This window comes from Vibrio sp. 10N.261.52.C11 (genome assembly GCF_041471405.1).
Lineage (GTDB): Bacteria > Pseudomonadota > Gammaproteobacteria > Enterobacterales > Vibrionaceae > Vibrio > Vibrio crassostreae_C.
The window spans coordinates 37,453-58,509 of sequence record NZ_JBFROI010000022.1; the positions used below are offsets into that span (position 1 = coordinate 37,453).

Annotated in this window: 25 protein-coding genes and 1 pseudogene; 16 read left to right on the forward strand and 10 right to left on the reverse strand. The window is 42.4% G+C overall.

Annotation, left to right across the window (positions count from 1 at the left end):
• Positions 1 to 99: 99 nt before the first annotated feature.
• Both AB4323_RS08390 and AB4323_RS08395 read left to right on the forward strand, forming a co-directional pair.
• Positions 100 to 1,284: a D-alanyl-D-alanine carboxypeptidase family protein gene (locus AB4323_RS08390; protein ID WP_017064476.1), complete on the forward strand. Its 1,185-nt coding sequence runs from the start codon at positions 100 to 102 to the stop codon at positions 1,282 to 1,284.
• A 175-nt stretch (positions 1,285 to 1,459) separates the two neighbouring features.
• Entirely contained in the window at positions 1,460 to 1,753 is a 294-nt protein-coding gene (locus AB4323_RS08395) for a YkgJ family cysteine cluster protein (RefSeq protein ID WP_080582263.1), read from the forward strand.
• Between the two features lie 166 nt (positions 1,754 to 1,919).
• Here AB4323_RS08395 and AB4323_RS08400 read toward each other — a convergent pair whose 3' ends face one another.
• The 6 genes and pseudogenes from AB4323_RS08400 to AB4323_RS08425 all read right to left on the reverse strand — a co-directional run bounded on the left by AB4323_RS08400 (position 1,920) and on the right by AB4323_RS08425 (position 7,093).
• Entirely contained in the window at positions 1,920 to 3,596 is a 1,677-nt protein-coding gene (locus tag AB4323_RS08400; RefSeq protein ID WP_102333491.1) for an RluA family pseudouridine synthase, read from the reverse strand.
• A gap of 150 nt (positions 3,597 to 3,746) precedes the next feature.
• Complete coding sequence (locus tag AB4323_RS08405; RefSeq protein ID WP_017064479.1) at positions 3,747 to 4,367, reverse strand: glutathione S-transferase family protein; 621 nt, start codon at positions 4,365 to 4,367, stop codon at positions 3,747 to 3,749.
• A 35-nt stretch (positions 4,368 to 4,402) separates the two neighbouring features.
• A complete protein-coding gene (locus AB4323_RS08410; protein WP_017062644.1) occupies positions 4,403 to 5,434 on the reverse strand; it encodes an NADP-dependent oxidoreductase in 1,032 nt (343 codons plus the stop codon).
• A gap of 143 nt (positions 5,435 to 5,577) precedes the next feature.
• Positions 5,578 to 6,168, reverse strand: coding sequence for a TetR/AcrR family transcriptional regulator (locus tag AB4323_RS08415; RefSeq protein WP_017062643.1), 591 nt, complete (start codon positions 6,166 to 6,168; stop codon positions 5,578 to 5,580).
• 188 nt (positions 6,169 to 6,356) lie between these two features.
• Positions 6,357 to 6,590 (reverse strand): annotated as a pseudogene (locus AB4323_RS08420) (FKBP-type peptidyl-prolyl cis-trans isomerase); the annotation flags it as partial.
• Positions 6,591 to 6,619: 29 nt separating this feature from the next.
• Entirely contained in the window at positions 6,620 to 7,093 is a 474-nt protein-coding gene (locus AB4323_RS08425) for an FKBP-type peptidyl-prolyl cis-trans isomerase (RefSeq protein WP_053302689.1), read from the reverse strand.
• Positions 7,094 to 7,238: 145 nt separating this feature from the next.
• On the opposite strand from AB4323_RS08425, the gene AB4323_RS08430 reads away from it, so the two are divergent.
• The 5 genes from AB4323_RS08430 (at position 7,239) to AB4323_RS08450 (ending at position 11,135) form a co-directional block, all read left to right on the forward strand.
• Entirely contained in the window at positions 7,239 to 7,598 is a 360-nt protein-coding gene (locus AB4323_RS08430) for a hypothetical protein (protein ID WP_372152146.1), read from the forward strand.
• Positions 7,599 to 7,679: 81 nt separating this feature from the next.
• Positions 7,680 to 8,024, forward strand: a complete 345-nt coding sequence (locus tag AB4323_RS08435; protein ID WP_372152148.1) for a hypothetical protein — start codon at positions 7,680 to 7,682, stop codon at positions 8,022 to 8,024.
• A gap of 90 nt (positions 8,025 to 8,114) precedes the next feature.
• Positions 8,115 to 9,488 carry a Shedu immune nuclease family protein gene (locus AB4323_RS08440; protein WP_372152149.1) on the forward strand — a complete coding sequence of 458 codons (1,374 nt, stop codon included), beginning with the start codon at positions 8,115 to 8,117 and terminating at the stop codon, positions 9,486 to 9,488.
• Between the two features lie 58 nt (positions 9,489 to 9,546).
• Complete coding sequence (locus AB4323_RS08445) at positions 9,547 to 10,371, forward strand: hypothetical protein (RefSeq protein ID WP_372152151.1); 825 nt, start codon at positions 9,547 to 9,549, stop codon at positions 10,369 to 10,371.
• Positions 10,365 to 11,135, forward strand: a complete 771-nt coding sequence (locus tag AB4323_RS08450; RefSeq protein WP_372152152.1) for a hypothetical protein — start codon at positions 10,365 to 10,367, stop codon at positions 11,133 to 11,135. The genes AB4323_RS08445 and AB4323_RS08450 overlap by 7 nt, the downstream gene beginning before the upstream one ends.
• A gap of 180 nt (positions 11,136 to 11,315) precedes the next feature.
• On the opposite strand, the gene AB4323_RS08455 is transcribed toward AB4323_RS08450, so the two are convergent.
• The gene (locus tag AB4323_RS08455) at positions 11,316 to 11,918 is read right to left on the reverse strand and encodes a hypothetical protein (RefSeq protein ID WP_372152154.1); all 603 of its coding nucleotides are present in this window, start codon (positions 11,916 to 11,918) and stop codon (positions 11,316 to 11,318) included.
• Positions 11,919 to 12,122: 204 nt separating this feature from the next.
• Here AB4323_RS08455 and AB4323_RS08460 point away from each other — a divergent pair, with 204 nt between their 5' ends.
• The 8 genes from AB4323_RS08460 (at position 12,123) to AB4323_RS08495 (ending at position 17,832) form a co-directional block, all read left to right on the forward strand.
• The gene (locus tag AB4323_RS08460) at positions 12,123 to 12,458 is read left to right on the forward strand and encodes a hypothetical protein (protein WP_029795008.1); all 336 of its coding nucleotides are present in this window, start codon (positions 12,123 to 12,125) and stop codon (positions 12,456 to 12,458) included.
• A gap of 139 nt (positions 12,459 to 12,597) precedes the next feature.
• Complete coding sequence (gene istA, locus AB4323_RS08465; RefSeq protein WP_372152156.1) at positions 12,598 to 13,617, forward strand: IS21 family transposase; 1,020 nt, start codon at positions 12,598 to 12,600, stop codon at positions 13,615 to 13,617.
• The gene (istB, locus tag AB4323_RS08470; protein WP_372152158.1) at positions 13,614 to 14,408 is read left to right on the forward strand and encodes an IS21-like element helper ATPase IstB; all 795 of its coding nucleotides are present in this window, start codon (positions 13,614 to 13,616) and stop codon (positions 14,406 to 14,408) included. The genes istA and istB overlap by 4 nt, the downstream gene beginning before the upstream one ends.
• Positions 14,409 to 14,571: 163 nt before the next feature.
• The gene (locus AB4323_RS08475; protein ID WP_372152160.1) at positions 14,572 to 14,955 is read left to right on the forward strand and encodes a hypothetical protein; all 384 of its coding nucleotides are present in this window, start codon (positions 14,572 to 14,574) and stop codon (positions 14,953 to 14,955) included.
• Between the two features lie 731 nt (positions 14,956 to 15,686).
• Positions 15,687 to 15,890, forward strand: a complete 204-nt coding sequence (locus AB4323_RS08480; RefSeq protein WP_262637638.1) for a hypothetical protein — start codon at positions 15,687 to 15,689, stop codon at positions 15,888 to 15,890.
• 57 nt (positions 15,891 to 15,947) lie between these two features.
• A complete protein-coding gene (locus AB4323_RS08485) occupies positions 15,948 to 17,195 on the forward strand; it encodes a hypothetical protein (protein WP_372152162.1) in 1,248 nt (415 codons plus the stop codon).
• A gap of 35 nt (positions 17,196 to 17,230) precedes the next feature.
• Positions 17,231 to 17,650, forward strand: a complete 420-nt coding sequence (locus AB4323_RS08490) for an HNH endonuclease (protein ID WP_262637640.1) — start codon at positions 17,231 to 17,233, stop codon at positions 17,648 to 17,650.
• The gene (locus AB4323_RS08495; protein ID WP_262637641.1) at positions 17,650 to 17,832 is read left to right on the forward strand and encodes a hypothetical protein; all 183 of its coding nucleotides are present in this window, start codon (positions 17,650 to 17,652) and stop codon (positions 17,830 to 17,832) included. The genes AB4323_RS08490 and AB4323_RS08495 overlap by 1 nt, the downstream gene beginning before the upstream one ends.
• A gap of 9 nt (positions 17,833 to 17,841) precedes the next feature.
• On the opposite strand, the gene AB4323_RS08500 is transcribed toward AB4323_RS08495, so the two are convergent.
• From AB4323_RS08500 to AB4323_RS08510, 3 genes are read right to left on the reverse strand one after another with little or no spacing between them, the layout of a single operon-like run.
• Positions 17,842 to 18,663, reverse strand: a complete 822-nt coding sequence (locus tag AB4323_RS08500; protein WP_262637642.1) for a hypothetical protein — start codon at positions 18,661 to 18,663, stop codon at positions 17,842 to 17,844.
• Between the two features lie 3 nt (positions 18,664 to 18,666).
• Positions 18,667 to 19,095 (reverse strand): STAS-like domain-containing protein, encoded by a 429-nt coding sequence (locus AB4323_RS08505; RefSeq protein WP_258619236.1) that lies wholly within the window; start codon positions 19,093 to 19,095, stop codon positions 18,667 to 18,669.
• Positions 19,092 to 20,297: a hypothetical protein gene (locus tag AB4323_RS08510; RefSeq protein ID WP_258619237.1), complete on the reverse strand. Its 1,206-nt coding sequence runs from the start codon at positions 20,295 to 20,297 to the stop codon at positions 19,092 to 19,094. Before AB4323_RS08510 ends, AB4323_RS08505 begins: the two co-directional genes overlap by 4 nt.
• Positions 20,298 to 20,636: 339 nt before the next feature.
• Between AB4323_RS08510 and AB4323_RS08515 the strand changes: the two genes are divergently transcribed.
• Positions 20,637 to 21,056: a P27 family phage terminase small subunit gene (locus AB4323_RS08515; protein WP_137034107.1), complete on the forward strand. Its 420-nt coding sequence runs from the start codon at positions 20,637 to 20,639 to the stop codon at positions 21,054 to 21,056.
• Position 21,057 lies beyond the last annotated feature (1 nt).

The following is a 21,057-nucleotide window of genomic DNA, read 5'->3' on the forward strand; positions in this document are numbered from 1 at the left end:
TGTAACGAATGGTACAAATACGTAAAGCAACGTAAAGTTCGCGCTTCTTTTGCTAGCATTTGTCTATACTGCTCAAAACGTTAACTTAGGTTTGATTCAATGAAACTGTTTTCCAAATACTCTCTCCCTCTATTAAGTATATTCATTGTAAGTAACGCCGCGATGGTAAGTAATGCAGCTATCGCAGCACCTTCTATAGTACCAAGCCCACCTAGCCTAGGCGCAAAAGGGTATGTGTTAATTGATTTTAATTCTGGTGATGTGCTGGTAGAAAAAAACGCACATACGAAGTTAAACCCAGCAAGCTTGACCAAACTGATGACCAGTTATGTGGCAGGTCAAGAGATGAAGCGAGGCAACATCTCTGCTGATGATCAGGTACGAATCAGTGAGAACGCGTGGGCGAAGAACTTCCCAGACTCTTCAAAAATGTTCATCGAAGTAAACACCGATGTAGCAATGATGGATCTTTATCGTGGCTTGATTATTCAATCCGGTAATGATGCTAGCGTTGCGATTGCAGAGCATGTTGCAGGCTCACAAGATGCATTCGTTGACCTGATGAACTCTTGGGCTACCTCTCTGAAGCTAGAAAACACCCATTTTGCCAATGCACATGGTTTGGATGCAGACGACCTCTATTCGACTCCTTACGATATCGCGTTACTCGGTCGTGCCATTATTCGTGATTTACCGGATGTGTATGGCTTATACAGCGAACGCTCTTTCAGTTACAACGGCATCACTCAACATAACCGTAATGGCTTGTTGCGTGATAGAAGCTTAACCGTTGATGGCATGAAAACGGGCTACACCTCTGGTGCTGGCTACAGTTTGGCGAGTTCAGCGACACAAGGTGAGATGAGACTTATCGCGGTTGTGATGGGCGCATCAAGCGTTAAGAGCCGTGAATCAGACAGCAAACAGCTGTTGAGCTACGGTTTCCGTTTCTTCGATACACTAAACCCGCATAAAGGCGGCGATCAAGTGGCTGAAGAGAAGGTATGGTTTGGTGAGCAAGACACATTGAAATTAGGTGTGGCAGAAGACACGTTCATTACGTTGCCTAAGTCAGACAGTAAAAAGCTGACTGCATCTATCGAGCTTAACTCTGAACTGAAAGCGCCAATTGCAGAAGGTCAAACTCTAGGTGTGGTTCATTACACCGTTGATGGCGAAGATGTTCAAACTCAGCCTTTGATCGCGCTTGAAGCGGTTGAACAGGGCGGTTTGTTCAAACGTTTAATAGACTACGTTAAGCTGTTCTTCGCGAGCCTGTTCTAAATAGAGCCTGTGGCGATAAGCCGCGCTGAAAAGTCGAAATATTATGGGTGTTGTGAGTGAATCACAGCGCCCTTTGTTATTTCTACATCAATGAAAACGCCGCGCCGCACTATCTTTATTAGCCGTAGCGGGCGGTTTCGATTACTATACGCAAAATTTAGCAGTGTAGTCACTTATGACGATAGATATAAAGAACGTAACCGAACCCGAAGTAACCTGTGCAAATTGTCAGGCATGCTGTTGTCGTTTAGAGGTTATGATCATCACAGATACGGGCGTACCTGAAGAGCACATCGCTTATGATGAATGGGGCGGTGAAACCATGAAGCGCTTAGACGACGGCTGGTGTTCTGCGGTAGATAGAGAAACACTGATGTGTACTATCTACGAAAACCGACCATGGATCTGTCGCGAGTTCGAAATGGGCTCTTTCGAATGTGTTGACCAGCGCAAAGATGTGATGGGCTAGGCGTCTGCAGTATTGAACTCAGTAACTAAAGTACGCTAATGAACTGTGATAATCACATTAAAATTAAATATCAGGGTTCTATACCTTAAGCAGTTGTAGAACCTTGATGCGTTTTATGAGATCAAATATTGAGTGAGATAAGAGTCTTAGCTCGATAAGTTAGAGTTTAGAACTCGGAAGGCACTTCAAACTCCATCCATTCACCGGTTGTCGGGTGAATCAACTTTAAGTAGCCAGCGTGCAGGTGTAAGCGCTCGCGTTTGTATCCGTATAAGTCGTCACCACGAATAGGTACAGCAAGCCCTAATGGATGAGCACAGTGCACTCGCAGCTGGTGGGTTCGCCCTGTTTTAGGGTACAAGTGAACCTTGGTTTTGCCATTGTGAGTGCTAACCACTTGCCAATGGGTCTCTGCATTTCGGCCGTGTTGGTGACAAACCAGTTGTCTTGGTCTGTCCGTGATGTCGCCGCGCAAAGGAAGGCTGATATTGCCAGATTCGCCCGTTATCTCGCCATCTAACAAAGCGGTGTAGCGTTTCTCTACGGTTCTATTAATGAACTGCTTCTGAATATGCTTGTTTGATTCCGCCGTGAGCGCCAAGATCAACAAACCTGACGTCGACATATCCAACCTATGGATAATCAAAGGACCAGTCGCATCCGGGTAACGCGCTTTTATGCGGGTATAAACTGAATCTTCGATGAACTTACCGGGAACCGACAAGAACTCTTCTGGCTTATTGACGACTACGATTTCATCGTCTTCATAAACAATATTAAAAGACTTACCAACCGCAGGGTTCACGATAAGCGGGTTATCTTCTAGCTCTATGCCACTTAACTGGTGTTCGAGGATCTCAAAGCTTTTACTCTGACAAACAGGGTAGAGGTTTGCGTGTTGTCGAATGATGTCTGTAGGCGGTAATCCCCACCAAAATTCAGACAAAGCTAACGGCTTGAACCCGTGTTCAAAGGCGAAGTTAAGCAGCTTTGGTAGGCAGCAGTCACCAGAGCCTTCAAGCGCGTCTTTACCATCGAGCAACTCGAGTAAATTCTTAGATTGCTTGGCTTGATTGATAAAGCGATAGTGAGAGAGGCGTTGAGTTTCCAACTGTTGTGAAACTGCTTGGTGATCTTGCTTACGGTTTTTCAGTTCGCTTTCAATCAAATCAATTTGTGATTGGCGCTCTGCGATCTTCTGTTTCCACTCAATACGAAGTGCTTTTAGGTCACGTTTCTCTTGGCTACTTTGATTGCCCAGTTGTTTGAGCAAATTCGCCGCTGACTCTAGATTCCCTAATGCTTTTTCTTGATTGGCTTGTTCTCTGAGTTCGTTACGCTGAGCTTTGTTTGCGGCCATTGCTAACTGAAAGGCTTCGATAGCTTTTGCTGATTCGATTTTTAACCCTTCAAGCTCGGCCAATAATGTGTCTAGATTGTGCGACTGTTGCAGCTTTTCAATGTCGTCCGAGAGCTGCAATTGTCGAGCAAGGTTCGCACTGTTTTGAGATTGAAACTGTTTTGAATCGAAGGCTGGTGGAACAAAGTGAATGTTGTTTAACTGAGAGACCAAAGCCGGATCTAACTGCAAGCCTGAAAACGCAGAAAGGTAACCTAACCCTTGTGTGGTTGGATTCTGAACAAGAAGCACAGCGTAGAGATTACCTTGCGAGGTTTCATTCACACCACAGTCGACAAGTGATTGCTGAAGCTGCAGCATAGCGAATTCACACACAGGGTGCGGGGTATAGTAATACGGAAACGTAAAACGAGTCGGTAGCGCTAAATCGACATTCGTGTTTGCTAGGTGCAGAGGTGTGTATTGAGCGACGTTTGTTGGCATTAAGATCAAACTCTATGGCTGTTCAGTTAGAGTTCGGTATTGTTGTCGAAATGAAGACAAATGAGAAGCCAAAGCAGAAGATAAATCGGCTTTGGCTTCATTTAGTTTCTTGTGTTTACTCTAGCAAGCACGTGTTTGAGTGAAACTCGATCAGTTCGAGTGTTCTAGCTCTACTTGCTCAGCTTTTTGGTAAGCAGGGTGGCTCTTTAAAAGTTCACCGTATTTAGCGATGTTAGGGTAAAGCGCAGTTGCACCAAAGTTACCAACGATTTCTACGATGAACGACATCATAAAATCTGCACCTGTTAATGTGTCTGCAACCAAGTAGGTTTTACCTTCAAGTGCATTATTCACGTAAGTTAAGATCTTTTGGTTTTCATCGTCTGCATAACCGCCTAGGAAGTTAGTTTCGCAGCCGTCCTTCATTACAAAGATCTTAAGCAGCATTGGCAAAATACCTGAACTCTCAGCGAAGTGAAGCCATTGCGAATACTCAACGTAGTTTGCGGTGCCGCGTGTAGGTGCGAACTTACCCTGACCGTATTTGTCGATTAGGTATTCCGTGATAGCACCAGATTCAGTGATCACGACGCCATCGTCTTCAATGACAGGAGATTTACCCAATGGGTGAATGGATTTGAGTTCTGGTGGTGCAAGAAAAGTGACACTGTCTCGTTGGTAGGGTTTGATTTGGTAATCTACCCCAAGCTCTTCCAATAGCCAGATGATGCGCTTTGAGCGCGACTTATTCAGGTGATGCAAAGTAATCATGATTCTACCTAGTTAACGGGTTCAGTTTATTGAATTTATTTAGCTTCGTTCGTTTTGATAACAAGCTTACCGAAGTTCTGACCTTCCAATAGGCCCATGAATGCTTGTGGCGCATTTTCTAGACCTTCAACCAGGTGCTCACGATAGTGCATCTTGCCTTGAGACAACCATTCTGTCATTTGAACAGCAAATTCGTTGTAACGGTGTGCGTAGTCATCAAAGATGATGAAACCTTGCATCTTAATTCTTTTAACAAGCAGCATACCCATCAGGCTAGACATACGATCTGGTCCTTCAGGCAGTGAAGTCGCATTGTATTGAGAGATAAGGCCACACACAGGAATACGAGCACCTGTGTTAAGCAGAGGCATTACTGCATCGAATACCTTGCCGCCAACGTTTTCAAAGTAAACGTCGATGCCGTTGTCACACGCTTTAGCCAATTGCTCCGCGAAGTCGTCAGCTTTGTGGTCGATGCATTCATCAAAGCCAAGAATCTCTTTCGCGTACTGACACTTCTCTTGACCGCCTGCAACGCCGATAACACGACAGCCTTTTAGTTTGCCGATTTGTCCAACGGTTGCGCCTACAGCACCTGTTGCTGCTGCAACGACTAGCGTGTCGCCTTCTTTAGGTTGGCCGATATCAAGCAAGCCCATGTAAGCAGTAAAACCAGGCATACCCATGATGCCAAGCGCGTAAGAAGGGTGCGTTGGTTCTTTACCTAGTTTGATAAGGCCTTCACCGTTAGACACACCAAGATCTTGCCAACCTGTGTAAGCCAGTACCCACTCGCCAATTTCGTAATCAGCGTGGTTTGATTCTTCAACCTGACATACGGTTGCGCCTACCATCACTTCATCAATCGCAACGGGATCTGCGTAGGATTTAGCATCGCTCATACGACCACGCATGTATGGGTCTAGAGAAAGGTAAACTGAGCGAAGTAACATCTCGCCGTCTTTGATGCTTGGCGCAGCTATTGTCTCTAAACGGAAGTTGTCTTGAGTCGGTGCGCCAACTGGGCGAGAAGCCAATACGATTCGGCGATTGTCTTGTTGAGTCATTGGATGTCCTTAATTGTGTATTTTATACATTTAGAATTAGACCAGTCGTCTAGTCTTGTTGTCTAAAAATCCCGCCGTCATCAAATTGATAAGAGGGCGGGTGATTTTTTTAAGTTAAAGCCAATAAAGCGCGCTGCGCGTTATTAGCTTTCACCTTTTAAAATTCGTTCGGTAAGGCTCAAAGCTGACTGTAAGCTATGTGAGCTTTGGCTCAGCTTGCTCAATAAGCTGGCGCCTAACCACATTGAGTATAGGTTCTGAGCTGCTTCTTGGCTCTCTTCAACCTTTATGGAGCCATCTTCAATACCGCCGACAATGCACTGTTCGATGGTATTCGTCACTTTTTCTGCACCCTTTAATAGCGCTTGGCGCATAGGATCAGAAAGATCAGAAACTTCCGCGCTGAGTTTAACGACCAAGCATTTATGAGCATTGCAGGTGCCGTTTTCAATCTGTGACCATCGAGTGAAATAACTGACAATTCTCTGGTAATGGTTGCCTTCACCATGAACCAAAATAGTTTCAACTCTGCTGATGTAGGTCTCAAAATAGTGCTGGATCAGAGCCTCGCCAAATTGCTCTTTCGATTTAAAGTAGTGGTAAAACGACCCTTTCGGCACGTCCGCTTCTTTAAGCAATTGCGATAAGCCAACGCCGTTAAAGCCGTTGTTCACTATTAATTGGTAGCCAACATCTAAAACATGCAGGCGTGTGTCATTCGTTTTTTCGTTCATGGGCGGTACTATAAGTTAAATTAGACCAGTCGTCTAGTGGTCGGTTTTCGAGGGTATATTTGGTCGTTGTTACAGTAGCTAAATAGCTAAATAGCTAAATAGCTCAATATCTAAAGAGGCTTCAAATGTTCAGATATAAAAAAGCCCCGACATAGCGCGTATGTTGGGGCTTAAATCAGTAACTTCGATTATTTGATAGAGATGAGTTCTACATCAAAAATCAGAGTCGATGATGGTGGGATAGGGCCTGAACCGCCTTTACCGTAAGCTAGAGTGCTTGGAATAAATAGACGAACTTTTTGGCCTTCAACCATGTAAGTCAAACCTTCTTGCCAGCCTTTAATTACTTGCTTAAGAGCAAATGAGATTGGCTCGCCGCGCTCAACAGAGCTGTCGAAAACAGTGCCGTCGATTAGCGTGCTGTTCCATTGTAAACCACTGTAGTTTTCGTTTACTTGATTTCTAAAAGCTCAACGTCAAATACGAGAACAGCTGCAGGTGGGATTGGGCCACTACCACTCTTGCCATATCCAAGTGTGCTTGGGATGAACAAGCGGACTTTTTGTCCTTCAACCATTAGCTGCAAGCCTTCTTGCCAACCTTTAATGACTTTACCTAGAGGGAATGAGATTGGTTCGCCGCGTTCAACAGAGCTGTCGAAGACTGTGCCGTCCGTAAGCATTCCATGATAGTGAACTTTGACAGTGCTGCTTGCGGTTGGGTGGGTAGATCCTGTGCCTTCCTGAAGTACTTTGTATTGAAGCCCACTGTGTGTGGTAATCACTCCTTCCTTGGTACTATTTTCTGTTAAGAATGCTTGTCCTGCCGCAAAGTTTTCTTCAGCTGCTTTATTGTTTGTCCACGTTCTGTAGATAAAAAAGCCAGCCAGAATAAAGATGACAAGAGGGAAGATAAATTTAGACATTTTAGTTCCTTGTTTTTCGTTTGGCTCAGTATCTTCTACTGCGCTGTTATTTTCCAGCCCTTGGAATCTTGTTGATTAACTTGCAACCAGTCCGACTCTGGTCATAGTATAAAAAACCTCGTTAAAACAATAAGATGAGGTTGCTATGTCAATTGTAATAAAATGGGAACTCAAGAAAGAGAATGACGAATACGTACTGGTTCAGTCATATGAAAGCGTTGAAAAAAACGCTTTAACGTCTCTTCAGAAACTAGTCGGTGGCCGAATCGAGGTCATTACGTACTTGGATGGTGGAGCTTTGCTAATGAATGAAGAAGCTCTCATTAACGGTAGTATCGTTTGGGCGGTTCCCAAAGATCACCCACTTGATAGACTCATTCCAGAGCACTTTGTCGTGCAGGGGGGCAAGGTAATTGCCGGGCCAGTAGTACTTGTAAAAGACAACGGTGAAAACTTTCTAGGTTTTGAATCACAGCAAGAAGTGAAAGAGTACTTAAACCTGTAATCAACAACTCGTACATAAATAGTAGGCAGCTTCGGCTGCCTTTTTTAATGACTCTAATAATAAAAACAACAAGGAGCATATATGACAGGAGATATTATCACCGGACTGGTTCTAGCTGGTATCAGCGTTGTGTTGGCGCTCATTGGCTGGTTAGCACGCAATGCATATCAGCAGACCCAGCGTGAACGAATCGACAAGGTTGAAGCGTCTGTAAACCATATTGAGAAGCTGCAAAGTGTAGACAACGATAGGTGGCAGCGACAGGAGAAAACCAATGACCAAGTAAGCGATGTTAAGACTACTATCGCTGTAGTGCAGAATGAGCAAACAGCGCAAAAAAGCCACATAGATCGTATTGAAGACAAAGTAGATAAGATTGATGAGAAGATGGATCGAGTGCTACAAGCTGTACTTCCAAGAGAATGAGATATCATAGTGTTTTATTTGTATAGCAACTAGTTAACTATGCTCTCAGCGAGTACTATGTGACAGTTGCAGATTATTGGGGGGCAAAGAATGGCTAGGTTACTTCCTGAAGATAGCATTCAGGGTGAATTGGATTTGACTATCGAACTAGTACATCCATTGATGGCAGAAGTATATTATACCCCACCAAAGGACGAGCTGGACTTTTTTATTGGATCTGATTCTGATAGGACAACTGAAGTAAGCGCACCGCGGGTACACATCCTTACCTTTGATGCGAATCATAGCTGCATTTCGGTGTTTCCGGTTGTCACGTCCATTGGACACAAACAGTATCTCGAATGTAAGTATAAAAAGATATCAGAGATAACCATCCCTGTTGAGCAAGTCCGTATCCCTGAAAATGAACAAGATGTAATTGATGGACTAGAGCTTCTTCCATCTGGATTTGTTAAAGATATCCGCTACGGATTAGGTTTAAAAAAAGAGCTACGGTTTATCATCGATGCTGTTGAAGAATTTACAGATAAAAGCATCCTTGTTATCTGTACAGAGGAGGATACGGGGGATCAGGACGATTGCTTTTTCTTGAATTGGTATGACTATGATGAAATGCGCAAAGTATGTAATCGTCTAACTAATCGAGCCAGAAAAGCAGCAAAACTTACCAAAACAGCTTCAATGTATAACCACTTAGCGTTTCGCTTAGGTAGAGAGCAAAAATTACTTCCAACTTCGAATGATGCGATATCAAAAATGCTGCGCATAAAGATTTCAGACCATGATAAACAAGCGGCTCTCGAGCTAGTTACTCAAGATAAGGCTGTTTTTTCGAACTCTAAGCCTGAGACTTTAGGAAAGCTGAAGAACGATATTGAGTTAGTGACTCTAGAGAGGCTGATTGAGCAATTTGAGCAATTGCTTGATAGAAAGTCGACCGAAGATATGTGGCAGAAACTTTTCAATGATAATCCTTTTATCTTGTCGTTAACCTTTGGTTATCCAGCTATAAAGGTACGGGATCAAGCATCAATTGGAGGGAAGCGCCTATCAGGAGAGGGGGAAAAAATTGCTGACTATCTCGTAAAAAACGGACTGACAAACAATCTAGCAATTGTTGAAATTAAAAAACCTTCTACACAGTTGTTGAATAAAACGGCATATAGAGGAGCAGTTTACTCTGCGAGTAAGGACTTAGCAGGTTCAGTCTGCCAAGTGCTAGATCAGCGATATCATCTACAACAGAATATTGCCAACATTAAAGTTAACTCAAGAATGTATGATATTGAATCGTATGCTATAAGTTGTGTCCTAATAATAGGTACGTTACCCGAAGATGAGGATATGAAGAAGTCATTTGAGATCTATCGTCGAAATTCGAAGGACGTACAAATCGTAACGTTTGACGAACTACTACTTAAATTAAATCAATTAAGAGACTTTTTATCGACAGGCGAAGCATGAATAGCTCGCTTTCTAAGCAGTGTGAGATGTTACATATTTATCGAAGTTTGAAGCTACAATGATTGAATACGCAATTAGAGAGCATGACGGTAAGTTAGTTCATGTTGAAGAGGTTGAAAACGGTAAATCAGCAGGCTGTATATGCCTATGCCCAAGCTGCAAAGACACTCTATATGCTAAAAACCAATGCGTAGAAGTTAGCAATCACTTTTATCACGCAAACTTAGATGAGTCTAAGTCGTGCCGGATGACGCAGCTTCACCTTGCTGCACAGCATTATTTCTTGAACTCAAAAATCGTAAACTTGCCCGAAGTACATTTTAATTATAAAGGCGAGACCTTAAATCATGCAGCAAAGTCAGTTGCTGTTCATGATGCTGAGATTGAATACAAGTTAGAGAATTCTTTTATAGATGTATGGTTACATACGGATGTTGGTGAGCTTCTGATTGAAATATGTGTCCATCACCCGTGTGAAGAAGAAAAAAAGTCCTTCATTAGAAGTAAAAAGCAACCAGCGTTAGAGTACTTTTTGGATCGTAGCACGGACGTTGATATCAGAGATGAGTTGAAACGAATGGCAAACAACCACGTAAAGTTCACGTGGTTATACCCATGGTGCCGAGACAAACTGATAGCTGACTATGAGCTAAAGATTGAACATGAAGCTAAAGCTTTGTTTAACAAAAACGTCGCGAGTGCTCAGAAAGCCAGTAGGCGTGTTATATCGACGAATAAAGTATTTTTACCAACATTGCGTGAAGTACTGACTCAGAGTATCGAAGGAAAGGAGTTCCGGCAGGAGTGGGATGTTTTTACAGAGAGCAGTGTAAAGGTTGATACCGTTGAAGTCGTTGAAAAAATAATGATTACTATTTGCTGAAAGCAACAAAGATTGGAAGAAATGGTATTGAGCATCCGATACATCTAGTTTATCTGTTGCATACGAGTGCTGAGAATATGCTCCCCGAAATAGAGGGCAGTTTCATTGTACGGAAGGCTATTTCAAAGGATAAGAAGAAACCAATTTGGGCTTGGGGACGAGCAGAAAAGCGCGAACAATGGATAAATGAATCTGTTCAACGTTTCAGACAAGAGTGCTTGCGTAAACATGAACTTCAAAAGCTCAAAGATCGAGTCAATGCGATAGATATGGATCAGCAATTGACCTATGAAGACTCAAGTGATGTGCTATTCAAAAAAGACTATCGAGCATGGTCAAATTTCATGAAAGATAATGGTTTGTTTTTTCCGACTCAAGAAATGAAGAACCCTAAAATCCCCAAAATACTCAAGTCGTCAGCAGTGCCAATTTATGAAGTTGGGCCGGACTATTCGAGACTGTGGATGTTTGGGCGATGGCATGTCTTGGTTGTGTCGGTTCTAGCGGAGATAGCAAGCTCCGTTCCCCTAGGGGAGGAGATGAAATACACGCACTTATTTCGGCGGGCTGAGATCAAGCTTGGATTAACAAGCGAGTACCAAGAAATAGCACATGAGTCGTCAAAGACAACAATAGTGTACCGTATAGCGGAAAGAGCTATGAAAGAAGCGCTTACACCGTTTACTTGGGATAATACACTCCGTTTAGGCGATCGTAGTTTTACGCGAAATCTCAACCCATTAGAACGACTTCGGTTAAACTGAGACCATACATACTTTTGACCGCTAACGGTCACTTTGCCAATTGACGTTGTTAGTGAATACAGATTGTTCACACTATCTATAAGCCAGCCGCAGCCTTTGCGACTGGCTCTTTTTTGGGTTGAAACTAACTGAATACCACACTTATTACTTGAATGTTGGTACTGATTCCGATGTAAAAGGTTATTTAACACGTGGCCTATTACACAACATTTCCCAACCTTCATTTTTGAACTTGTCATAGACCCTTGCTTTGGCTTTATCGAGGCTTTTCCCTATTCGGTAGCTACTGTTCTCTACACTTAGCGTTAAGTCGGTTGCTGTAAGTAGAGGGGCTAGCTTTTTGCGTGTTTCCAAATGCTGCTTAGCGTGATGGATGGCGTCATCATAATCATTTTGATAATAAGCAACGTCAGTAGATAAAAAGCAAAGCCTTAGTGATTGCGATGTGAACATTGAGACTCTGCGAGTCTTCAATTTGGCATTTACCTGCTTGCTTTGCTGTAGTCTGTATACCTGCTGTTTGGGGATTACACCTACAGGAAGCTTCAACGCTTCGGGCTCTGTTTCTTGTTGCTTCTTAGCGGTGGCAAGCATCATTGCAAGCTTTGATGACTTTTGAGGTGTTGCTGGTGCTTCTTGCTGCTGCTCTGCCGCTGTGAGCATCATTTCAAGCTTCGAAGGCTGCTTAGTATTCACACGCTTAAATATAGCTAGCCTGCGATCGCTGTATTCAAGTACGTCAGTGTGCAGTATCAAGTTCTGAACCATTGTTTTGTTGCTCATATTTTAAGCGATATCTTCAGTAAAAGCAGTGGTTAGAATCATATGATGTATTCTGGTAAATGAAAAGCTACTCTTAATATCTATAATACCATCTATTAATCAGCGCCTTATGTTTGCTTTGTCCTCATTGTAATAACTCAATAAACGGTCGTTCATATTTTCGTTAAATTAAATCATCAAGCACATGACAAACGAGGACATCAAATGTACAACAAACAAAACAAATCAATCGAAAGCCTTGGCGCACTTATGGACGAGCTAGCGAATCTGCGTGGTCAGCATCTATGGGCGTACCGCAATCTATGCGATGACTTTGAGTCACTCCCTGCTGTAAAGAAACACGCAACTAAAGGGGTAATGGAGGCAGAGTTCAATGCAGGCAAGGAGATTCAAGATCTCGAAGAGTTGTGTCGTACTTTCAAGAGCACAGCAAACGCACTGGCTGAGCAAATCAACGAGTATATCGATAGCAGCTATGAGCTAAAAAATGATGTAGCACTAAGTTTTCAGCTGAAAGCATTAGCTGCAATGCTCAACTAATCAACCGTATAACACCCGATTGCGCAGCCGTCTACAGGCTGTTGTCACCGCCGATGTAAAACTGACCCACTAACGCCGATTTAAAATTGACCCACCTGAGTCAAACTATCCGTTCGTAACATGAACAAAGCGGCGGATTATGATCAATCAGGAGCAACTAGTGGAAATACACGTTTTACATCAGCAAGGGCGAAGCATCCGCCGCATCGCAAAGGATATGGGTATCTCAAGGAATACCGTTCGCACTTATCTTCGAAATAGAGACAAAGCGCCTGTGTATCCCGAGCGTCAGTCTCGAACAACCAAGCTACAGCCTTACCATAACTACTTGCGTACTCGGATTGAAGCCGCAAAGCCTTATTGGATACCCGCAACCGTCTTACTACGTGAGCTGAAATCTCTCGGTTACGAAGGCGGTATAACGATGCTCAAAGAGCACATCAAACAGTACAAACCTAGTACGCCTGTCGATCCTGTGGTTCGATTCGAGACATTGCCAGGTGAGCAGATGCAAGTCGACTTCACGACTATCACTCATTACGGTGTGCGCGTTAAAGCCTTCGTGGCAACGCTGGGTTATAGCAGAGCGACGTTCGTTCGTTTTAGTGAACGAGAGCGACAAGAAGACTGGATAGAAGGGCTTGAAGAAGCGTTTGAATACTTCGGTGGTGTACCCAAAGAAGTGCTGTTCGATAATGCGAAAGCCATCATGATAGAGCGTGATGCTTACGGTGAAGGTGAACACCGTTGGAATCCAGCACTGCTCACCGCCGCCAAGAGATACAACTTTAAACCAAGAGCCTGTCGCCCATATCGCGCAAAGACTAAGGGAAAAGTGGAGCGATTTAACGCCTACTTGAAGAATAGCTTCGTCACTCCGCTTGCCGCGACCCTCAAGCAGCATGGACTTAAAATCACCGCCGATGTTCTGAATGGACATATCGGCGCCTGGCTAGAAACCGTCGCTCATCAACGAACTCATGGTACAACAGGTAAGAAGCCTCAGTCTCTCTTAGACGAAGAGCGATTTACACTTCAGCCGCTACCATCGCCGACACGCTCAGCCACGCCATTAACAATCAGCGATAGTGTGATGCCACTTGAAAGCTTCCAGCACCCTCTCTCAACCTATGATGCGTTGTTGGAGGTGCGAGTATGAACCTTCAAACGAATCGTATCGAAGCCGCTTGTGCAGCACTAAAGTTACAAGCTATCGGTCAGGAATGGCCGAGACTGGCAGAGGCCGCTAACCGCCATGAACTGAGCCTAGCCGATTACTTAGAGTCACTTCTGAACGCTGAGTTGGAAGCACGAACGGAACGCACAAGAGCCACGCTGACTAAGTTCGCCAGCTTCCCAATGGAAAAAACGTTCGATGACTACGACTTCAAGTTCGCAACAGGTGCTCCGAGAAAACAGCTCAAGGAGCTAACAGGGTTGGCCTTCGTCGAGCGTAAGGAAAACGTAGTATTATTAGGGCCAAGTGGCGTTGGCAAGAGCCATCTTGCGGTGAGTCTTGGTCAACTCGCGGTGCAAAAAGGGCTAAAAACGCGCTTCATCACAGCAGCAGACTTGATGCTTCAACTCTCCACAGCGAAAGCTCAGGGTAAACTTGAAAGTTATTTTAGACGGAGTGTGCTTGCGCCCAAACTCCTTATCGTCGATGAAATCGGGTATCTACCGTTCGGCAGAGAAGAGGCCAACTTGTTCTTTAACGTCATCGCTAAACGTTATGAGCAAGGCAGTATTATCGTGACCAGTAACTTGCCGTTCTCGCAATGGTCAAATGCGTTCGCCGATGATACGACACTAACGGCAGCACTACTTGATAGACTTCTTCATCACTCGCACATCGTACAAATCAGTGGAGAAAGCTACCGATTACGAGGGAAGAAGGCGGCTGGAACCATACCAGCGGCTCTCGAAAGTCTATCTGAAGGTAAAGGTTAATTACGTGGGTGGGTCAATTTTACTTCGGCGATAACGTCGATAAGTGGGTCAATTTTGAACTGGCGTTGACACTGTTTTCATAACTAAGCAAATAGCATCTCATTGATCGCAAGGTACTTATGTGTAGGTGAGGTGCGTTTAAAATCTACAGAAGGTAAAAATAATGAGCAAGAAAATGACAAAAAAACAAAAGATGGAAACGTTGAGTTTTGCACATGACGCTATTCGTGAGCGTATGGACTGGGTGTATGAAACTATCCGCAGCGGTTCAGAATCCAAAGATGATGCAGTTGATGGTCTTCTAGAGATCATAAAAGAAGCAGCTCAAGGGCAACGTTATATAGGACAGGTAAGTTTTGATATTGGCGGCAGTATGCTCACGAAATGGGTGTATGAAGATTATCACGCAATAGCTATCAAAGTACTTTCTGATGCTATTCGTCCTTTGTATGATGATTACGAGTTCAACAAAGACTATATCGACCAAGTAGAGAACGCTATTGAGTTTTTTGAAACTTTATATAAGGAACATCAACAAGCAGCATAGCCAATTTGTCTTTTATCGCAGTACTTTGACTAACCTAACTAGCAAACTCCAAGCAGTTCAAGTGAGCTGCTCTTTATGTATAAGAAACTAAGGAATAAACAGATGACTAATCGAATTTCATGAAATTAATATAACTAAATCTGACTTTATTGAAGTAATACTGACAAGCGTTAACTTTGATATAGAATGTAACTAAGAGGAAAGTGAGCTGAGCTTGCAGCTCATCTCGTTCATGTGCAGAAAGGCAAGCTTTCTTTGTGAACATATCTTCTTTTACTAGCAGTTATATTAGAGTGAGCCAACCCACCAACACTACAATTTATAATAGCGCGCAGATAAGAAATAAGTGCTCAGCAATGTTATTTTGTTAATTGCGCACTATTATAAAGTGTATAGTGGGAAACTGCTCACTCCATTGTAAAAAGCAATTAATAGCAAGAAAAATGCTCACAAACAAAGCACATAAGGACTTGTCCGTTGTGTTTGTGCAGAGAGCCAGACGAAGCTTGCTTTGGCTGCCTAGCCCTGTCTTTATTTGCTTTTTAATAGATCGGCTTGTATTTGTTATAATATAAGTACTGCCTCTCCGTTTAATCGCAACTTACCTCCTATTAAAATTGGTCTATATCACCAATCTGTTTGGTTGGTTATTAATTTAACTGATTTCTAGCTGTATTACAGCGCTCTATTGCCTGCTTTTAATAAATAGATGTAGCAATGGAGGAAACATTATGGACGTAGATCGAAGCTTATTATCTAAAAAGAAGAAGACTGGCCCTAAGCCAAAATATAAGAAAGAAGACATCAAGCAACTCAAAGCCTTAAAAGCACAAGGGTATAGCCAAGTAAGTATCAGTAAAGCTACAGGCATTCCACAGCGAACAATATCAACATTACTGAATCAAAATAGCAGACACAAAAAAGCCCTGCGGTAACAGGGCTATTCAATACAGGACGTATTTGAAGTAAACGAAGTATTTACAGGAGTATTTATGCAAATCCAAACACAAATATTAGCGGACTTAATAGTGGCTAACAAATCAAACTTATTCAACGAGACACTATTCAAAGGACGGGGCAAAGGCGCATGGAGAAAGTACCATGAAGTTTATTGCCAATTGATCTCTGAATGTATATGTAACGAACGCCAACATAATCATATTTTCAACAGCTATGACCTTGGTGGACGTTCGGCAATGATGAAGCTCTTCAAGAGCGACAATACATTCAGAAGCATCAACCAGAAGTGCGGTGCTTTTGTTGCTACAGGCACCTACAAGCAAGGTGAATCAAATCAAGCATACATGCTGAATGATTCATTCCTGGCTAAGTTAGACACTCTCATCGACACAGACACTCTACCAGTCAGCAAGCTAAATAATTGGGCTGCATACAAGCCAGACAGCTACGACGACAGCAGTTTCTGCTCAACAAGCGGCCATGGTATTACTTGCTTTATGATGCAGTCAGACAAGCCAGTAGAGCGCTTATATGCTTGGGCTTTACGTGAAGCTTATAGATTACACGACAACAAGATCCCTCAGTATTACGTGAAGGGCAATAAGACTGATCGTTTGTACGGAAAAGGTCCACTAGCTATTGGCAACATTTCGCGCGAGCTACGTGCGCATGTAATGCAAGATTACATTGAATACGACCTGAGTGCAGCGAGTTATACGATCCTGTTTAACCTTGCTGATGACAAAACACTTTACCCCACGATTGATCAGTACGTGAATGACGTGCAGGGATTCAGAGAGCTGTTATGTGATGGCACTGACGCTGATGTTAACGTCGTCAAAACAGTATTCTTGCATAAAAGCTTTGGTTCATCGCTTACCTTCAAAACTGGCATTGCCAAAGAGCTGCCGATGACACTAGTTCAGCAGATAACAAAGCATCCGCTTTTTCAAATGTTCAACGAAGAACTAAAGCAACTGAAAACTGAGTTAGAAGCGTTGTATCCGGAAAAGCTAGAGGAGTTCAGAACGGCTCGTGATGTATACGAACAAGGACATAGCAAAGAAGGGCAATATAAGGGTAACTACCGATCAACTTACATCTGCTGGCTGTACCAGAAGTATGAGATAGAAATCATTCAGCTAATACGAAAAGAGCTTGATGATCCGATGGATTGTTTGCTGTTACACGATGCCATTTACACAAAACAAAAGCTAGATGTGCCGACGCTAGAAGCTGTAGTAAAGACTGAGCTGGGTATTGATATAAGAATTGCATAAATACGCGTGCAAGGCACCAAATCATAGGAGGAACAATGCCACCACGCAGTATTTGCTCCGCCCCTAGCTGTAAGCAGATAGCAGTAGAAAACGGTCGTTGTGACCGTCACCAGCACAAGCCTAAAACACACTCTAAGCAACAAAACAGCAGATCCAGTACTACCGTCAATGATCACATCTACCAAAGCGCCAAATGGCGAAAGCTACGCGCTCGTAAAGCTAAAGACTCACCACTGTGTGAGATCTGCTTAACGTACAACATCATCAAGCCTGTAGACGTAGTAGACCACATCAAGCCGTTGGTGGATGATCTAGATCTCGCCTATGTAGTCTCAAATCTACAGAGCCTGTGCCATCAGTGCCATAACGATAAAACAGCAAAGGAAACAGCGGAGCGCAAAAAGCCAAAACAGATCACAGCAACTGAGTTGTTCAACCAAATAAGGAAAAAGTAATGTTCATTCCAAGCTACATCAACGGATGTATTTTTGCCTACAAAGATAAAATATATCAGTTTCACTATGACGCTGATGACAACTCGATTGAGTTTGAGAGTTATTCAGAAGGGGAAAGGGCTGGCAATATTGAGTTGCTAGTTCATCTCGTTAATCAGTCGTTGCAAAATAAAGTATCATAAGCCACATAATTAATCCCCAATTTTGTGTGAGTATTTTATTAGTATGGATTTTATTTTCAAACAATTTCGGGAAATTTTTAAAGCTAATTTCCGATCTCTTACTTTAGATGCGCTCTCAAAGTTCCCTCCTGTAGCATCATCATACATTTCTTCAATTATTTTATTAATTTCTGAAGAATCTTCATGATAGTTCGAAGGGATTTTCTTACATAGCTCTTCTAGGCTGCTCTTCAAAATGCTAAATTGCGTTCTGATTCTGATTTCTAACTTTATCATTTCTTCGCTTTTTGAGTTATTTTCATTGGATATCCAATAACAGACAGAAGAGTTTTCGAAATCATGTAAATGATCAATAGAGACACTTGCGAAGTGAGATAGACGGTTGTGTTGGTTTACTTTTTTCCAGTAGAAGTAATTTAGAGTAAATGCAGCTGCTGCTGCAACCAAAGCTCCTAACGCACCAGATGTAAATGCTAATGGATAAGACCCATCTGGAATAGATGAAACAACTTTAGCAAGACCGGATAAGTTCTTATCGACTACACTGGATGTTAGCTGACTGCTAGTCGAGATACTATCAGAAATTATTTCAGATGCTTCTAAGGTTGATGAAGATAAATCATGTATTATCTCTCCCGTACCAGAGAGCCCTTGCGATATTTTAGCGGATAGTTGTGATATTGCATTGTTTAACTCAAGCAATTCAGTCTTTGAAGAGCATTGATTCAGGAGGGTGCTAAACTCCTCACTATTCTTGTCAATAAGCTCATCTAAGTGTAATTCGGAAATGCAGTATTTACTTTCGATGAATTTTGAATTGCTTTCACTCACAGCTTATTTGTTCCTTATCAGCTCATTCACAAAATCTTTACTTATAATGCTTTTATATACGCCTAAAGAAATTGCTTTTTCCTTTGATGATTTGTATTCTTCTGAATTATATTTTGCTTTTAATATATATTCATTTATTTTCTTTTCAAAAAATTCATACTCACTGTCAGTGGTTTCAATAATTAATTTTTCTCGTACTTTTTCACTTGTAAAATAACCGTGCTTTATTAGTCCACCAAATGCTTCAACCAGAAATGAGGAGCCGTATCCTTCAACGTCGATGTTTATGTTAACTCTTAGTTTGGGTAAGCTAGTCAGCAAAGGTTTCAGTACTTCTTCTCTGAATTCCTCACCACTACCGTCACCATCGGTGTAATAACGACCGCAAGGGTCATCAAAGAAATCTCTACCTATGTAAACAGTGGGAATCATAGCTGTGTACTCTCATCTAAAACAACACTCCAAATGATCAGTGTACCATGGAGTGGTCTTTCAAAGCTTTCAGATTTTATTTTTTCCTTACCATTCTCTATGGTGCACTTGAAGAGCCCCTTATAGCTCATGATAGATAGGTACCCAGATCCCAACTCTCTGATAAACTCGATTAAATCTTGTAAGCCCTTACCTCGATCGTTCTTTTCAGTACTTGTTCTATCAATACTTACTGCAGCTTTGATTAGAGTAGCATCACGCAGTTGTTCGGCTTTTTCTACACTGAACTTTGCAAAATAAGCTAGTACTTTTTCCCAGATCTTGGATTCTGGCAATGAATTGGGGATTCCTATGCCTTGATCATAGAAAGCTATTTTCAGTTCCTTACTAAGCTGATCGAATGAACCAGTTAGATACCAAGACTTATCTTTGCATATAGAACTATCAGGATAGGCGTGGTGGGTAACGTTAGTTACTGCTTCTGATATCCCACTATGTAAAATCATCCATTTTGGGACTGAGCTACCAACTAATCCCATCACTTCCTGCTTTAATTTTGCACGTTTTTCTTTGGTGTCGACAACGTCACCACAACACCCTTTGACATATTTAACAAATTGAAAGTTATGATTTTTTGTTGGTGCTGATATTGATTTTTCTGGTTTGTTTTTAAAAAGTTCAAAGAAGCCCAATTGAGAGAACTGACAATATATATCGTCTGACCATCCATCAACTTGCGGTGTTAAACGCTTCAGTACTGATGTGTCCCATTTAGAGATTTCAGCAGTAAGAACAAGAGCTGCTGATGTTGAAATACACTCAAGCTCATCAAAGCAAACGGTTCCAATTTTTTTCGCTTTCGATGGTATTCTTCGGCCGTCAAAATGAGCAAATAGATCCGTAAACTTTCGTATCGCGGTAAGAGTTTGAACAGTAGCGTCATAATTGCCGTAGAAATCCATTTTTGCTGGCAGTGTTATTTCTAAGTAGTTTTTGCGCTTCTTCTTACCTTCTCTTTTGCAAGGACTGACTTTTAAACCCTTGCGAGATTCAGTGTTGATCCATTCATTTATCGCTAGCCATGTATTCCTATCCTTTTCATCACTATCATTGTTCTCATGAGATAGTGCACTTTTGCTCTTCCTAGCTCTCAGAGAACGAATTACATCCCTATGTCTTTGCTTGTCAGTGATTAATTTCATATTTACGCGCTGATGCAGTTAAATTGAATTCATATTACCAGATACTTAATTCGTAAGTAATCTGTTTGAAGAAAAGCTGTGAGATAACAAGTTTTTACCTATTGCTATTCGTTAGGTTTTCATATTCAAACCGTACAAGATTGTAAGGGGGTAGCCTAGAAATATCTCTAGGTATGCTGTCAAAGCGCACCGTCAGTACGATTTTTACAAACTGAGATTCTGAAACTTTTTCCCCCGATCCGCTCACACCCGCCATTCCAGTAAACTTCCGCGTTTCCAGCACTAAATACACTACAAAACATTGCCTTTTACCCAATAACAACAAGAAGAGGAGGCAAAATGGCAAAAACAACAGATTTATCCAGCTTGGAAAACGCCCCCAAAACACTTGAAACCAACAAGATTATTCGCAGGTTTTACAAGGATTTAATGGCATTCGCCGAGCAACAAAACAAAGCCACTGAAGCCGATAAGCTAGCAGCGATGATGATTGCTGACATGTTTTTCATCTACAAAGAAGCACAACTGGCTTTGTTCAATCCAGAAACAGGAGAGCCGGAAGTCGTCATTCAACAAATCGGTGACAAAGGCCAAGTAAGACGAATACCGAATCCAGCTATCAAGGTCATGGACGATACGCACAAACGCATCATGGATGGCCTTCGTGACTTTGGCATGACACCTAAATCACGCAAGCAAGTCGAACAGCTAGAAGAACACACCGAATCGGAGTTGTTGAAGTTCTTGAAAGGGGAGTGAT